The sequence below is a fragment of the Pseudomonas sp. PDM18 genome, from assembly GCF_014852585.1.
In the GTDB taxonomy this organism is placed as follows: Bacteria; Pseudomonadota; Gammaproteobacteria; order Pseudomonadales; family Pseudomonadaceae; genus Pseudomonas.
In genome coordinates this window covers 206473-221534 of the sequence record NZ_JACVBX010000010.1, presented here as the reverse complement: position 1 = coordinate 221534, position 15062 = coordinate 206473, and the positions used below count along the sequence as shown (strand labels likewise).

The 15062-nt window shown below is 66.8% G+C and carries 11 protein-coding genes and 1 pseudogene; 6 read left to right on the top strand and 6 right to left on the bottom strand.

The window, feature by feature from the left end; all coding sequences use genetic code 11:
• Positions 1-19: 19 nt before the first annotated feature.
• A complete protein-coding gene (gene nrdD, locus IB274_RS29850) occupies positions 20-166 on the top strand; it encodes an anaerobic ribonucleoside-triphosphate reductase (protein ID WP_015479043.1) in 147 nt (48 codons plus the stop codon).
• Positions 163-861 (top strand): anaerobic ribonucleoside-triphosphate reductase activating protein, encoded by a 699-nt coding sequence (locus tag IB274_RS20635; RefSeq protein WP_192434295.1) that lies wholly within the window; start codon positions 163-165, stop codon positions 859-861. The genes nrdD and IB274_RS20635 overlap by 4 nt, the downstream gene beginning before the upstream one ends.
• Positions 862-1049: 188 nt before the next feature.
• Here IB274_RS20635 and speA read toward each other — a convergent pair whose 3' ends face one another.
• The 4 genes from speA to IB274_RS20615 form a co-directional block, all read right to left on the bottom strand.
• Positions 1050-2963 (bottom strand): arginine decarboxylase, encoded by a 1914-nt coding sequence (speA, locus tag IB274_RS20630; RefSeq protein WP_192434293.1) that lies wholly within the window; start codon positions 2961-2963, stop codon positions 1050-1052.
• 277 nt (positions 2964-3240) lie between these two features.
• Positions 3241-3612 carry a translation initiation factor Sui1 gene (locus tag IB274_RS20625; RefSeq protein WP_015479046.1) on the bottom strand — a complete coding sequence of 124 codons (372 nt, stop codon included), beginning with the start codon at positions 3610-3612 and terminating at the stop codon, positions 3241-3243.
• A gap of 309 nt (positions 3613-3921) precedes the next feature.
• Entirely contained in the window at positions 3922-4461 is a 540-nt protein-coding gene (locus IB274_RS20620) for an NUDIX hydrolase (RefSeq protein WP_192434291.1), read from the bottom strand.
• A 3-nt stretch (positions 4462-4464) separates the two neighbouring features.
• Positions 4465-5529 carry a DUF2333 family protein gene (locus IB274_RS20615; protein ID WP_192434289.1) on the bottom strand — a complete coding sequence of 355 codons (1065 nt, stop codon included), beginning with the start codon at positions 5527-5529 and terminating at the stop codon, positions 4465-4467.
• Between the two features lie 288 nt (positions 5530-5817).
• Between IB274_RS20615 and IB274_RS20610 the strand changes: the two genes are divergently transcribed.
• Both IB274_RS20610 and IB274_RS30185 read left to right on the top strand, forming a co-directional pair.
• Positions 5818-7428 (top strand): response regulator, encoded by a 1611-nt coding sequence (locus IB274_RS20610; protein ID WP_192434287.1) that lies wholly within the window; start codon positions 5818-5820, stop codon positions 7426-7428.
• Between the two features lie 1586 nt (positions 7429-9014).
• A pseudogene (locus IB274_RS30185) lies at positions 9015-9530 on the top strand (methyl-accepting chemotaxis protein); the annotation flags it as partial.
• A gap of 190 nt (positions 9531-9720) precedes the next feature.
• On the opposite strand, the gene speB reads toward IB274_RS30185, so the two are convergent.
• Complete coding sequence (gene speB / locus IB274_RS20600) at positions 9721-10683, bottom strand: agmatinase (protein WP_192434283.1); 963 nt, start codon at positions 10681-10683, stop codon at positions 9721-9723.
• 190 nt (positions 10684-10873) lie between these two features.
• Positions 10874-11965 carry a polyamine ABC transporter substrate-binding protein gene (locus IB274_RS20595; protein WP_412548441.1) on the bottom strand — a complete coding sequence of 364 codons (1092 nt, stop codon included), beginning with the start codon at positions 11963-11965 and terminating at the stop codon, positions 10874-10876.
• Between the two features lie 114 nt (positions 11966-12079).
• Here IB274_RS20595 and IB274_RS20590 point away from each other — a divergent pair, with 114 nt between their 5' ends.
• Both IB274_RS20590 and IB274_RS20585 read left to right on the top strand, forming a co-directional pair.
• Positions 12080-12988: a LysR family transcriptional regulator gene (locus tag IB274_RS20590; RefSeq protein WP_192434279.1), complete on the top strand. Its 909-nt coding sequence runs from the start codon at positions 12080-12082 to the stop codon at positions 12986-12988.
• Positions 12989-13149: 161 nt separating this feature from the next.
• On the top strand, positions 13150-15003 hold the full coding sequence (locus tag IB274_RS20585; RefSeq protein ID WP_192434398.1) for a protein-disulfide reductase DsbD: 1854 nt from the start codon (positions 13150-13152) through the stop codon (positions 15001-15003).
• Positions 15004-15062 lie beyond the last annotated feature (59 nt).

Below are 15062 nucleotides of genomic sequence, written 5' to 3'. Positions count from 1 at the left end.
CAAAAAAAGGAGCAACACGATGACCGCCAACCAACTGCCCGAAAGCCAGCGCCAGCGCTGCGAGGTGTGGACCCGCGTGATGGGCTATCACCGCCCGGTGACGGCGTTCAACGCCGGCAAGCAATCCGAGCACCGCGAGCGCCGTCACTTCCGCGAGACGCGATGAGCAGTGCGCTCAGGGTCGGGGGCCTGGTGCCCCTGACCACCCTCGACTACCCCGGTCTGCTCGCCTGCGTGCTGTTCTGCCAGGGCTGTGCGTGGCGCTGTCGCTACTGCCACAACCCGGAGCTGATTGCGTCGCGGGGTGAAACGGAGATCCACTGGGACGACATCCGCGCCTTCCTCCGGCGACGCCGGGGCCTGCTGCAGGCAGTGGTGTTCAGCGGCGGCGAGGCGACGTTGCAGAACGCGCTGCCCGGGGCCATGGCCAGCGTGCGCGAAATGGGTTTCCGCGCCGGGCTGCACAGCGCCGGCATCCGTCCGGAAGCCTTCGCCCGCGCGCTGCCCCATGCCGACTGGGTCGGCTTCGACGTCAAGGGGCTGGCCGAGGACATGGACGCCATTACCGGCGTGAAGCGCAGCGGGCTGGCCAACTGGCGCAGCCTGGAGCTGTTGCTGGAAAGCGGCGTCGGCCACGAGTGCCGAACCACCGTGCACTGGCAGTTGTTTGACCTGGAACGACTGCGCCGGCTGGCCACAGGGTTGCGCGCAATGGGCGTGGACCACTTCGTGGTACAACTGGCCCGCAACGGCCGGCAGCTCGATCCTGGCCTGATCGCCACACCCGTGCCCCATGGCGCGCCCGATCTGTGGCGGGAGCTGCACGCACTGTTCCCTTCCTTTGAACTGCGCGACGCCTGAACGACACTCGGGCACCGTAGGGCGGATAACCCGGAACGGGTTATCCGCCGATTGCCTCACGGCGGATAACGCTGGCGCGTTATCCGCCCTACGATCCTGCGGAGTTTTTTCGCGAGCAGGCTCGCTCCTACGAAGAACAAGAAAAAGCCCCGCCGAAGCGGGGCTTTCATCACGCGGACTGCGAACTATCAGGACGACAGGTACGCCGAGCGAGTCAGCCCCAGACGCAGCGCGTCGAGGAACTGGGTGCGCTCGCGCGCGGTGAGCTTGGCCCCGGCGACCTTGTCGCGGTAGTGAGTCATCAGTTCCTCGGGCGACAGGTGCACGTAGCGCAGCATGTCCTCGATGGTGTCGTGGGTCTCGATACCGGCGTGGTAATAGCTGCCGTCGGCGTTCTGATAGACGTTCACCGAGTCGGTGTCGCCGAACAGGTTGTGCATGTCACCGAGGATTTCCTGGTAGGCGCCGACCAGGAAGGTGCCGATCAGGTAGTCCTCGCCTTCCTTCACGTCGTGCACCGGCATGCTGGTCTCGATGCTCTGCTCGTCGACGTACTGGGTGATCTTGCCGTCGGAGTCGCAGGTCAGGTCCTGCAGCACCGCGCGGCGGGTCGGCTCCTCGCCCAGGCGGTGGATCGGCAGGATCGGCAGCACCTGGCCGATGGCCCAGGTGTCGGGCAGGCTCTGGAACACCGAGAAGTTGCAGATGTACTTGTCGGCCAGCTTGTCGTTCAGCTCGTCGAGCACCTGGCGGTGCGAACGCTGGTGCGCCTTGAGCTGGTTGTGCAGGCGACGGCAGATGGCGAAATAGCACTGCTCGGCCAGGGCCTTCTGTGCCAGGCTGATCTTGCCCTCGGCATACTGCGCGGCGGCATCGCTCATGTAGTGGGTGGCGCGCCAGTAGGTCTCGGTGACCATCTCGGCGTCGGTCGGGCCGAGCAGGTCGGCCAGCCACTGGACGATCTCCGGCTGCTCGGCCAGGTCGCCGATCTTCGGCACTTCGTCATTGTGGCGCTCGACATCGGTGACCTGGGTGATGAGCACCGCGTGGTGCGCGGTCAGCGCACGGCCGCTCTCAGAGAAAATGTGCGGATGCGGCAGGCCCTGCGCGTCGCAGAACTCCTTGAGCATGCCCACCACCACACCTGCGTAGTCGTCGATGTCGTAGTTGATCGAACTGGCGTTGCGCGAGTGGGTGCCGTCGTAGTCCACGCCCAGGCCGCCGCCGACGTCCACGTGGTCCACCGGCAGGCCGAGGGCGCGCAGTTCGCCGTAGTAGCGGATGGCTTCCTTGAACCCGTGCTGGTAGTCAGCCAGGTTGGCGATCTGCGAACCCATGTGGAAGTGCAGCAGGCGCACGCCCTGGTCCAGGCCGGCGGCGCGGAAGCGGTCGACCACCGATAGTAGCTGCGCGGCGGACAGGCCGAACTTGGCCTTCTCGCCACCGGTATCCGCCCACTTGGAGGAAGCCAGCGAGGACAGGCGCACGCGCAGGCCGACCTGGGGCAGCACGCCAATGACGGCGGCTTCCTCGATCACCAGCTGCACCTCGGATTCCTTCTCGATCACAATGAACACGTTGTGGCCGAGCTTCTGTCCCATCAGCGCCAGCTTGATGAACTCGCGGTCCTTGTAGCCGTTGCAGACGATGGTACCGCCCTTGGGCGCCAGCGCCAGCACGGCCATCAGCTCGGGCTTGGAGCCCGCTTCCAGGCCGATGGAGACGTTCTGGGTGGCGATGATGCTTTCCACCACCGCTTCCTGCTGGTTCACCTTGATCGGGTACAGCGCGGTGTAGCGGCTGGTGTACTCCAGGCGCGCGATGTTGGCGTCGAAGGCACCGGTGAGCTTGCGCACGCGGTCCTGGAGGATGTCCGGGAAACGCACCAGCAGCGGCAGCGACAGGCCCGCCTCACGTAGCTGCTCGACCAGCGCATGCAGATCGATCGGCTGGGCATCGGCGCCCTGCGGGCGAACTTCCACGTTACCGGCGTCGTTGATGGCGTAGTAGCCAGCGCCCCAGTGGCGAATTCCGTAGATGCTGCGGCTGTCAGCCACGGTCCAGTTGCTGCCGTCGTCTTTGCGGGTCCGTCTAGCGGCCATGCGGGGTGGTCTCCTCAGATTGCGCGAATGTGTGCAGGCGCCCGCCCGGCGTGCGGGTGAGTCGTCAAGGCCTGGTGGTGTAAACCTAGCCGGGCCTCGTGACGTTGCCGTGTTGACCGCCGGGCTTGGCGGTAAGTTTAGGAAAATCCGACGACACGCCAGGGGCGCGCCGATAAATCTCCCATCTAGGGAAAGGGCTTGCCGACGATGCACCGCGTGCGCATCGCCTGGAACCCGTTCTCGACAGGGGAGAGTCGCTTAGGACACAGAAGACGGCTCAGCCGCCGGATTTCTTCGCCTTGAGGCCGCGCTTGGTCAGCTCTTCGAGCAGCAGGTCGACGTGGTCGCCCTGGATCTCGATGATGCCGTCCTTCAACGCGCCACCCGTGCCGCAGCGCTTCTTCAGCGCGGTGGCCAGGTCCTTGAGCGCATCGGCCGCCAGCGGCACGCCGGTTACCGTGGTCACGGTCTTGCCACCGCGGCCCTTGGTTTCCCGACGCACGCGAGCGATGCCGTCGCCGGCCGGAATCTCGGCCTGCTTGCAGATGCATGCGCCAATGGGCTGATTGCAGTCCGGGCAATGCCGGCCGGAATCAGTGGAATAGACAAGCCCGCCGAGGGCGGACAGGGAGGATGCTTTCTTGACCACCGGGCGTTTCCCCAGGATTGGCCTCTTCGGGCCAGGTCAACGAATGGCCGGCTGGCGCCGACCGCGACGCCCCACTCAGGCAGGGGCTGCGCAATTCCCGGCGGAGGACCCTGCCGGAAAGGTCGCGCAATTTAGCAGCATTGAAGGCAAATGCTAAGAGCGAAAATGCGTCATTGATCGGTGGTTTGGCGACATGCCGGCGCAGCAGGGTTGTTGCAGGAGCGAGCTGGCTCGCGAACAAGCCCCGCTGCGAAGCCATTCGCGAGCAAGCTCGCTCCTACGAAGAGCAGCCCGCAGCGGGTCAGAGCGTCAGAAGCTCACGAGGTACTTGCGCAGCGCCGCCAGCGAATCCGGGCAGTAAGGTGTGCCGGCCTTGGCCTCGGCCAGCGCCTGGTGCGGGTCGATGAATTTCGCTTCCAGCACCTCTTCGGGTTGCAAGGTCAGCGGCGCATCGGACACTGCGGAGAACACCGCGCACCACAGGCGGTTGTCCGGCTGGTCGAAGAAGAAGGTGCCGTGGGCGCGCAATTCGACGCCAGCGATGCCCAGCTCTTCCTCCAGCTCACGGGCGGCGGACTCGGCGTAGCTCTCGTCAGCCTGCACCATGCCGCCGGCGGCCGGGTCCCAGTAGCCGGGGTAGACGGCCTTGCTCAAGGTGCGGCGGTGCACGCACAGCTCCCCGGCGGAGTTGAACAGCAGGATGAAGGTGCCGCGGCCGATCAGCCCGCGCGCGCGCAGTTCGGCGCGCGGCAGGCTGCCCAGCAGTTGGTCGTCTTCGTCGACCCAGGCGATCTTCTCGGCGTCCGAGGCCGCCCGGTGGGCGGCCTCCTTGTCGCTGATGCCAGCCATGGATCAGCCCTGGGCCAGCAGCTGGCGCAGGTCGATGATCGCGGCGTTGGCGCGGGAGATGTAGTTTGCCATCACCAGCGAGTGGTTGGCCAGCACGCCGAAGCCGCTGCCGTTGAGGACCATCGGACTCCACAGCGGCGCCTCGGCGGCCTCCAGTTCGCGGATGATCTGGCGCACGCTGACGGTGGCGTTCTTCTTCGCCAGCACGTCGGCGAAGTCCACCTCGATGGCGCGCAGGATGTGCGACAGCGCCCAGGCTTGGCCGCGGGCTTCGTAGAACACGTTGTCGATCTGCATCCAGGGGGTTTCCTGGATCACTTCCTCGACTTCCGGCGCCTGGCCTGGGGTGACCGGCTGCATCGGCGTGATGTTGGTGTTCAGCTTGACCCGGCCGACGCTGGCCGAGAGACGCTGGGACAGCGAGCCCAGGCGGGTGGAAACGTCACCCAGCCAGTTGTTCAGGCTGTCGGCGCGGGCATAGAACTGCGCGCCGGCCGGATCGGCAGAGAGACGGCCGAGGTAGCGGTCCAGGGACTTGATGCCCTCGGCGTATTCCGACTCGGAGGACGGCAGCGCCCAGCTCTTGTTGTCGAAGTTGAAGCGCGGCTCGGCACGCGCCAGGTCGGCGTCCTCGGTGGACTGCGACTGGGAGCGGGCGAAGTCCTTGCGCAGCGCACGGGACAGGTCACGCACCTGGACCAGGGCGCCATATTCCCAGCTGGGCATGTTGTCCAGCCAGACGCCCGGCGGGAAGATGTCGTTGGACAGGTAGCCGCCCGGCTTGTTGAGCAGCGTGGCGACCACTTCCTTGAGGGTTTCCACCGTGGTGTAGCCCACCACCATCTGTCGGCCGGCGCGCTCGGCGGAGGCCTGGGCGTTCTGCTGCACGGGGAAGAGGTCCGGCTCCTGGCTCCAGTACCAGCCAATCGCGCCGCAGATCACCAGATAGACGCCCAGCAGACCGCCAAGCACGCGGCCCAGCCAGGGGCCGCCGAAGTAGGCGCGCGCGTCGTCCACCGAGTCGTTCACGCGATCACGTACGGAGCCGCGTTTCTTCCAGTTCCACATGGCAAGTTCCTTGATGTCCCGAATTCGAAGATAGCTTGGACCCGCAACCGGCCCCAGGGTGCCGGGATTTTAGGCCTCACTGCGCAAGCATGCCGCACGCAGGCGGGTCAGCGCAGCCTACCCTGCGCATGGTGCTGGTTAATGCTGCGAAATACAAAGCTTCGGATGTTTGACCGAAGGCACTGTTATTGCCATCAAGGATTGGTAGCATAGGGCCACCACTGTGTATCACGGCGGAAACATCTTCGCCCCGCAGGCCGCCGGTACGGCTCTATAAAGAAGCGCGCGATGACCGAGCTCGACGATCCATCCCTCGACCGCCTCAAGCATCACTTCGCCCAGCGGGTGATCCACCAGGCACGTCACCTGCTGGAAGTCTGGCAGCGCCTGTCGCGCTCGGAGTGGAACAGCGCGGGTATGGCGGAGCTCGCCGAGGCTTGCCTGCGCCTGCAGCGCTACGCCGAACGCTTCGAGCAGGCCGAGCATGCGGACTTGGCCAAGGCGATCGACCAGTGCCTGCGCGCCGTGCAGGACAACCGCGGGCGTCTCTCCAGCGAGCTGATCACCGAACTCAACCGCCTGATGCAGCGCCTGTCGCGCACCGGCCTGCGCCACGGCGACCAGTTCGAGCAGACCCACCTGCCACCCCTGCGCAAGCCGGTTTACCTGGCCCTGCAGGACCAGGAGCGCGCCGAGCGCCTGGCCCAGCAGTTGGAGTTCTTCGGTATGGCCGCGCAGCCCTGCGAGCACGCCAACGCCTTCCGCGCCGCCATGGCCGACCGCCATCCGGCGGCCATCGTGATGGAAATCGACTTCGCCAACGGCCAGGGCCTGGCGCTGGCCGACGAGGCCCAGGCCGGCCTCAAGCAGAAGCTGCCGGTGCTGTTCTTCAGCCATGAAGAAACCGACACCCCGACCCGCCTGGCCGCTGCCCGCGCGGGCGGACAGGACTTCTTCAGCGGCGCGCTGGACGCCTCCGGCCTGCTGGAGAAAATCGAGACACTGACTCGCGTGGCGCACTACGAGCCGTTTCGCGTGCTGATCGTCGACGACTCCCGCGCCCAGGCCGCGCATACCGAGATGGTCCTCAACAGCGCCGGCATCGTTACCCGCGCGCTCACCGCGCCGCTGTCGGTGATGGCCGAACTGGCCGAATTCCAGCCGGACCTGATCATCCTCGACATGTACATGCCCGAGTGCCTGGGCACCGAGCTGGCCAAGGTGATCCGCCAGCACGAGCGCTACGTCAGCGTGCCGATCATCTACCTGTCCGCCGAGGACGATCTGGACAAGCAGCTCGACGCCATGAGCGAAGGCGGCGACGACTTCCTCACCAAGCCGATCAAGCCGCGCCACCTGATCGCCACCGTGCGCAACCGCGCCGCCCGAGCGCGCAGCCTGAAGGCGCGGATGGTGCGCGACAGCCTCACCGGCCTGTACAACCACACCCACACCTTGCAACTGCTCGACGATGCGCGCTTCCGCGCGCGCCGCGAGGAACGTCCGCTGACCTTCGCGATGCTCGACATCGACCACTTCAAGCGGGTCAACGACACCTACGGCCACCCCATGGGCGACCGCGTGATCAAAAGCCTGGCGCTGTTCCTCAAGCAGCGCCTGCGCAAGACCGATCACATCGGCCGATACGGCGGCGAGGAGTTCGCCGTGGTGCTGCCGGACACCGATGCCGCCTCGGCGCACAAGGTGCTGGAGGAGATCCGCCAGCGCTTCGCCGAAATCCACTACCCGGCGCAGCCCCACGACCTGTCCTGCACCTTCAGCTGCGGCATCGCCGAACTGGGCGAGGAGATGGACATCAAGACCCTCGCCAAGCAGGCCGACGAGGCGCTGTACACCGCCAAACACGGCGGCCGCAATCGCGTCGAGGTCTACAAGTAACACCCGCCAGCGGTCCGACGCGGCGCTCTGCCGCGCCATTTCCCGACCAGATGCTGGCACCGTGTCATCAGCCAGTAACGAAACTGCAATAGGTTCAGGGCTCGCCGTTTTTTCGCTGTCGGTCGAGACCTGCCATGCGCCTCAAGCTGCTCACCAACCTCAACACCTTCCTGCTCCTGCTCGTGTGCCTCGCGCTGGGCGCCACTCTGTGGTGGTCGCAACGCGCCCTGGAGCGCCCGTTCACGCTGATGGACCGCTACCTGGAGCTCTCCCAGGGCTTCGAGCGCAAGGTCGCGCAGAACATCCAGGCGTACCTCGCCAGCGGCGACGCGCTCAAGCAGAAAGCCGCCCAGCAGGGCCTGGACGAACTCGCCCAGGAGCTGCCGCAACTGCCAGACAGCCTCAGCCAGCTTCTCGGCCGGAGCCTCGACGAACTGCACCAGTTCAGCGGCAACCAGCTGCTTGCCGCCGGCAAGCTGGCCGGCGACCCACAGGGCCTGCTGCTGCAGGCCGAGCGTGACCTGCTGGCCGCGCTGGACCAGCTCGGCGCCTATGCCGATGCCAGCCAGAACCCCGCCGCCGCCGAGTACCGCCCCCCGCTGCTGCAAGCCGGCCTGCACCTGACGCGCCTGGCCCACGCCCGTGCCAAGCTGGTGGAGAGCGGCAACCCAGCGCTCGCCGAGGATATCCAGCGCGAGCTGGAAACCCTGCGCCAGCTGGCCGAGCGCATCGACGCCCTGCCGCTGCTCGGCGTGCTGGAGCAACAAGCCTCCGCCTCCGACGACTTCGCCGCCATGATGGGTCTGGAATCGCAGCCGGCCGCCCAGACGCAGAGCGAGGACCGTGGCGTCGCCTTGAAGCGCGACCTCAGCAGCGTGCTGCGCCGCTACCCGGATGAACTCAACCGCACCCGCCAGCTGATCGCCCAGCGCCAGGAGCTGGCCAACGCCACCGCCCAGCGCCTGGGCGCCGTGCAGCAGGCGCTGGCGACCCTGGAGCCACAGGTACGCGAGGAGCGCTCGAAGATCCAGGCCCAGGTGCGCATCATCCAGGGCGCGCTGATTGTCCTGATCCTCACCACCGCCCTGCTCATCGACACCTTGCAACGCCGCCTGGCGCGCGTTCTTGGCCAACTGGTCCCGGCGCTCTCGACCTGGGCCCGTGGCGACTTCGCCAAGCCCATCGCCCTGGCAACCCGCACCCGCGACCTGCTGGAACTGCAGGAATCGCTGAACCGCCTGCGCGATTTCCTCGGCACCCTGGTCGGCACCATCCACCAGCGCGCCGAGGAAGTGGCCGGCAGCAGCCGCGCCTTGGCCGAACTCAGCGGTGGCCTGCACGCGGGGGCCGAGCGCCAGGCCAGCGACACCGGGGAAATCCGTGACGCGCTGGGCCACATGGAAGCGGCGATCCAGCAGGTGGCCGGCGACGCCAGCCAGGCCGCTTCGGCCAGCCACGCGGCCGGTACGGCCGTCGAACAGGGCCAGCAGGTGATCGGCAACAGCCTGAGCGGCATGCGCGCGCTGGTGGACGAAGTGCAGAGCAACGCCCAGGCCATCGAGAACCTCGCCGAGGAGTCGGCCACGATCGGCAACGTGCTGGGGGTGATCCGCTCCATTGCCGACCAGACCAACCTGCTGGCGCTCAACGCCGCCATCGAGGCCGCGCGGGCTGGCGAACAGGGCCGCGGGTTTGCCGTGGTCGCCGAGGAAGTGCGCTCGCTGGCCCTGCGCACCACCGGCGCCACCGAGGAAATCCAGCAGCTCACCGCGCGTCTGCAGCAGGCTGCGCGGCAGTCGGTGGAGGCGATGCGCAGCCAGGTCGAACACGCGGAAGTCACCGCCAACCAGGCCGGCGCCGCCGAGGGCGCACTGGACGAGGTGGTCGGCTCCATCCGCACCATTGCCAGCATGGCCCAGCGCATCGCCGAAAGCTCCGCTCAGCAGAGCGGCGCGGTCAGCGAAATTCGCTCCCACAGCGAGCGCATCCACGAACTGGGTAGCGAAAACCTGCGCCTGATCGGCCAGGGGCGTAGCCACGGTGAGCAGTTGCAGGAGTTGGGCGGTGCGTTGCACACCGCCGTCAGGGCGTTTCGCGTCTGATGGCTCCGTATCCGTCGGATCAATTTTTCGTGCAGGGACGCCGGAGGGAGAGGGGGCCATATGTGCCGGCTGCCCCAACGGCTTCATCCTGCAGCGAACAGTCCCCTCTCCCGCTTGTGGGAGAGGGTTAGGGTGAGGGGCCTTTGATCTTGTCGAAGCGCCCCGCCAGCACTCCGGCAAGATCAACTCATCAACGCTCGCCGAGCTTGTGACGAGCCGCGTACAGGCAAACCATCTCCATCGCCAAAGTCGCGCCGGCCAAGGCGGTGATTTCGGCGCTGTCGTAGGGCGGCGCCACTTCCACCACATCCATCCCCACCAGGTTGATACCGCGCAGCGCGCGGAGGATTTCCAACGCCTGGTGCGAGCTCAGTCCGCCACAGACCGGTGTACCTGTGCCCGGAGCGAAGGCCGGGTCGAGGCAGTCGATGTCGAAGGTCAGGTACACCGGGTGGTCGCCAACACGCGCACGAATGCGCTCGGCGATGGCCTGCGGCGTGTTGCGATGCACTTCGCGGGCGTCCAGCACCTGGAAGCCCATCACGTCGTCATTGGTGGTGCGCAGGCCGACCTGCACCGAGCGCGCCGGGTCGACCAGCCCCTCGCGGGCGGCGTGGTAGAACATGGTGCCGTGGTCGATGCGCTGGCAATCCTCGTCCGGCCAGGTGTCGCTGTGGGCGTCGAAGTGGATCAACGACAGCGGGCCGTGCTTCTTCGCGTGGGCCTTGAGCAGCGGGTAGCTGATGAAGTGGTCGCCGCCCAGGGTCAGCAACGCGCAGCCGGCATCGAGGATGCGCGCGGCGTGGGCTTCGATGACTTCCGGGGTTTCCTGCGGCACGCCGTGATCGAAGGAGCAGTCGCCGTAGTCGATCACCGCCAGGTGGTCGAAGGGATCGAACTCCCAGGGGAAGTGCCGGGCCCAGGCCATCTGCACCGAGGCGGCGCGGATCGCCCGCGGTCCGAAGCGGCTGCCGGGGCGATTGGTGGTGGCGGTGTCGAAGGGCACGCCGCTGACCACCAGGTCGACGCCGTTCAGGTCGCGGCTGTAGCGGCGGCGCATGAAGCTGGTGATGCCGGCGTAGGTGGATTCGGCGGCGGTGCCGTAGAGGCTGTCGCGGGTGATGGCCTGGTCGTTGTCTTGGGCGAGATCCATGGTGTCCTCATCAATGTCTTTGTTGTGTTGTTCTGATGGTTCGGTGCCTGCGGGACCACCCTCTTCCCCCGCCCTCTCCCTGAAGGGAGAGGGAGCTGCCTGTGCCGGCTGACGCTACGGCTTCAACCTGCACCGAACGGTCCCCTCTCCCTTCAGGGAGAGGGTTAGGGAGAGGGCAAGCGCACACGAATCAGCTACGGGTACGGAACGCCGACCACAGCCGGGTGCGCTCGCGCTGCTGCTTCAAGGTCAGCAATTGCTCGCCGAACAGCTTCTGGCGCATGGCCGGCGCCGGGTAGATGTCCGGATCGCCGGCCACGTCGGCATTCAGCAATGGCGTGGCCTTCAGGTTGGCGTTGGCGAAGTACAGGGTGTTGGTCAGCTCGGCGATGGATTCCGGGCGCAGCATGAAGTCGATAAAGGCGCGGGCTTCATGCGGGTGTGGCGCGTCCACCGGGATGGCCATGGTGTCGAACCAGATCAGCGTGCCTTCCTTGGGAATCCGGTAGATCACCTCGTACGGCTTGTTCGCCTGCTTGGCCTGGGCGGCGCCCATCAGTGCATCGCCGGTGTACGTCAGGGCGACGCAAAGCGTGCCGTTGGCCAGGTCGTTGATGTGCTTGCCACTGGCGATGTAGCGCACGCTGGGCTGTAGCTTCTCCAGCAACTGGCGGACCTCGGCCAGGTCCGCCGAGTCGGTGCTGTATGGCGACTTGCCCAGGTAGTTGAGCGCCACGCTGATGACTTCCTGGGGCGAGTCGATCAGCGAGACGCCGCAGTCGGCCAGGCGGCTGGCGTACTCGGGCTTGAACAGCAGGTCGAGGCTGTCCAGCGGGGCGTCGGGGATGCGCTTGAGCACCTCGTTTTTGTTGATCGCCAGGCCCACGGTGCCCCAGGTGTAGGGCACGCCGAAGCGATTGCCGGGGTCGATGGCGGCCAGCTTGGCCAGCAATTCCGGGTCGAGGTTGGCGAAGTTCTTCAGCTGCGCGGCGTCCACCGGTTGCACCGCCTTGGCCTGGATGGCGCGGGCCAGCCCGCTGCTGGCGGGGAACACGACGTCGTAGCCGCTGCGGCCGGTCATCAGCTTGCTGTCGAGCACCTCGGCGCTGTCGAAGGTGTCGTATTTGACGCGGATACCGGTTTCCTTCTGGAAGCGCTGCAGCGCATCGGCGCCGACGTAATCCGCCCAGTTGTAGAGGTTGAGCACCCGCTCCTGCGCCGGCAGGGGCATGGCCAGGGCCACGGCCAGCACCGTGAGAGAAGCCTGGAAGAACGCACGCATGATCATCGCCTCAGGTTGTTGTCGTTATAGGGCGAGCATGGGGCGGGCTTTACTTTGTAAAAATACAAAGTTAATTACTTTGGCATTTCACCAAAGCAATGTTTGGAGACAGCCATGCTCAGCCAATTGCGCGACCTCGACCTGCAACTGCTGCGGCTGTTCGTCACCGTGGTGGAATGCGGCGGCTTCAGCGCCGCGCAGGGCGAACTGGGGCTGAGCCAGCCGAGTATCAGCATCCAGATGGCCAAGCTGGAGACGCGCCTGGGCTACCGCCTGTGCGAACGCGGCAAGGGCGGCTTCCGCCTGACGCCCAAGGGCGAGCACCTGCTGCAATCGACGCGGCGCCTGTTCGTCGCCATCGAGGGATTTCGCGACGAAGCGCGCGGCGTAGCCGACAAGCTGCTGGGTGAGGTGCGCATCGGACTTTCCGAGGGGCTGGATGTGGAAGTCCTGGCGCAGCTGTCCGGGGCGATCCGCCGCTTCCGCCAGCGCAACGAGGCGGTCAGCCTGGAACTGATCACCGCCACGCCCGCCGAGCTGGAGCGCCAGTTACTGCAGGACCGCCTGCACCTGGCGGTCGGCTACTTCGCCGGCACCCAGGCGGCGCTGGAACATCACACCCTGTTCGTCGAACCCCAGGGCCTCTACTGCGGCGCCGGGCATCCGGCCTTCCTCGAGAAGAAACCGACCCGCGACTCCCTGGCCGATGCCGACCAGGTCCTGCACCCCTACCGCTTCATCGCCGCCGACGAGCCGCTGCAAACCAGTCGCAGCAGCGCGCGCTGCGAGCAGGTGGACGGCAGCCTGGCATTCATCCTTTCCGGTGCACACATCGGCTACTTGCCCAAGCATGTCGCCCAACCGTGGATCGAGCGTGGCCATCTGCGCGAACTGCTGCCCGGCGAGCTGGGCTTCGACGTGGCCTTCAGCCTGACCCGCCACCGCGGACGCCATCCCGGCGACGCCGAACAGGCCTTCGTCAGCGACCTGCTGGCGGCCTTCGGCCAGCGAGCGGCCGATTGACGCAGCGGAGCCTGGGGAACTGGGGCTCGTAGGCGCAGTCCCACAGCCTCTATCACGTCTTGTGACAGCTCTTCCGGCAACGCCTCGGGCCGCGTCGGAAGCTTTCCGCTATCATGCCCGCCAGCCCTATGCCCGCCCATTACGTAGTCCGCGAGATGTCCATGCGCCGCCTGCTCACCCTGCTCCTGCTGCTGATCGCCCTGCCCGCTTCCGCCGGCCTGTTCGACAAACCCGCCGACAAGGGCGGCTTCGCCGTCGGGCAACCGGCCAAGGGCGACTTCCTGCCGGTGGCCGAGGCCTTCCGCGTCAGCGTCGAGGACAGCGACAGTCAGCAGGTGAAGCTGCGCTTCATCAATGCCGACGGCTATTACCTCTACCAGCACCGTTTCAGTTTCAAGGTCGAACCCGCCGACAGCGGCGTGAGCATTGGCGAGGTGAAGCTGCCACCGGGCAAGCAGCATCACGACGACTATTTCGGCGACACGGTGGTGTATTACGCCATCACCGACATCGACGTGCCGCTGGTCAACCCGCAGCACAAGCCCTTCACCCTGGTCGTCAGCTACCAGGGCTGCGCCGACAAGGGCCTGTGCTACGCGCCGGAAACCACTCGCCTGCAGATCGCCGACGGCCAGGCCGCCAGTGTGTTGACCGGTCCCGCGCCTTCTGCTGCCGCCAAGTCCGCCGCCGCTTCGAGCAACCCGCTGGCCAGCCTGCTGGGCGACCACGAGCCGGGCAAGATCAAGAAGCTCGGCCGCGCGCTGGTGATCTTCTTCCTGCTGGGCCTGGCGCTGACCTTCACCCCCTGCGTGCTGCCGATGCTGCCGATCCTCTCCGGCGTCGTGCTGCGTGGCCGTCCGGGCGGCATGCGCGGCCTGGCGCTGTCGCTGGCCTACGTGCTGCCGATGGCGGCCTGCTACGCGGTGCTCGGCACCCTGATGGGCCTGTTCGGCGCCAAGCTCAACCTGCAGGCGATGCTGCAGTCGCCCTGGGTGCTGATCCCCTTCGCGGCCTTCTTCGTGGTCTTCGCCATCGCCATGTTCGGCGTGTTCGAGATGCGCCTGCCGGGCTTCATCCGCGAACGCCTGGACAACGTGGCGAACAACACCCGCGGCGGCTCCATTGCCGGCGCAGCGACCCTGGGCGTGCTCTCCAGCCTGCTGGTCTCGCCCTGCGTGACCGCCCCGCTGGCCGGCCTGCTGCTGTACATCAGCAGCACCGGCGACGCGGTGGGCGGCGGCCTGCTGCTGTTCTCCCTGGGCCTGGGCATGGGCACGCCGCTGGTGATCTTCGCTGTCGGTGGCGGCGCGCTGCTGCCCAAAAGCGGCGCCTGGATGAACGGCGTGCGCAACGTCTTCGGCGTGATGCTGCTGGCCGTGGCCATCTGGATGCTCGAACGCCTGGTGTCCGGACCGGTGGCACTGACCCTGTGGGGTACCCTGGCCGGCGGCGTCGCCCTGGCCATCGGCACCCTCGAACTGGGACCGAAGAAGCCGCTGCAGCGCCTCGGCCAGTTGTTCGGCCTGATGCTGCTGGTCTACGCCGTGGCCGCCTGGACCGGCGCCCTGCGCGGCGAGTCCGACCCGTTGCACCCGCTGGGCCGCAACACCCCAGGTCTGCATGCGGGCCCACCGACGTCCACCCCTGGCGACTGGCAGAACGTCACCACCCCGGCGCAGCTCAACGCCGCGCTAGCCAGCGCCCAGGCCGCCGGTCGGCCGGTGCTGCTGGACTGGTACGCCGACTGGTGCATCAGTTGCAAGATCATCGAGCGCCAGGTGCTACCGGCACCGGAAGTCCAGTCGCAACTGCCCGGCTTCGTCCTGCTGCGCTTCGACATGACGGCCAGCACCGAGGAACAGCGCGCCCTGCTCGACCGCTACAACCTGTTCGGCCCACCCGCCTTGCTGTTCTTCTCGCCTAAAGGCGACGAATGGAGCGATCTGCGCATCATCGGCGAGACCGACGCTGCCACCCTGGCCGACCGCCTGAAACAGGCTGGAACGCGCTCCTGATCACAGTTTGATTGCAGTGGTTTTGCCGTAATCAGCTGGCAACATGCTGACATCTACGG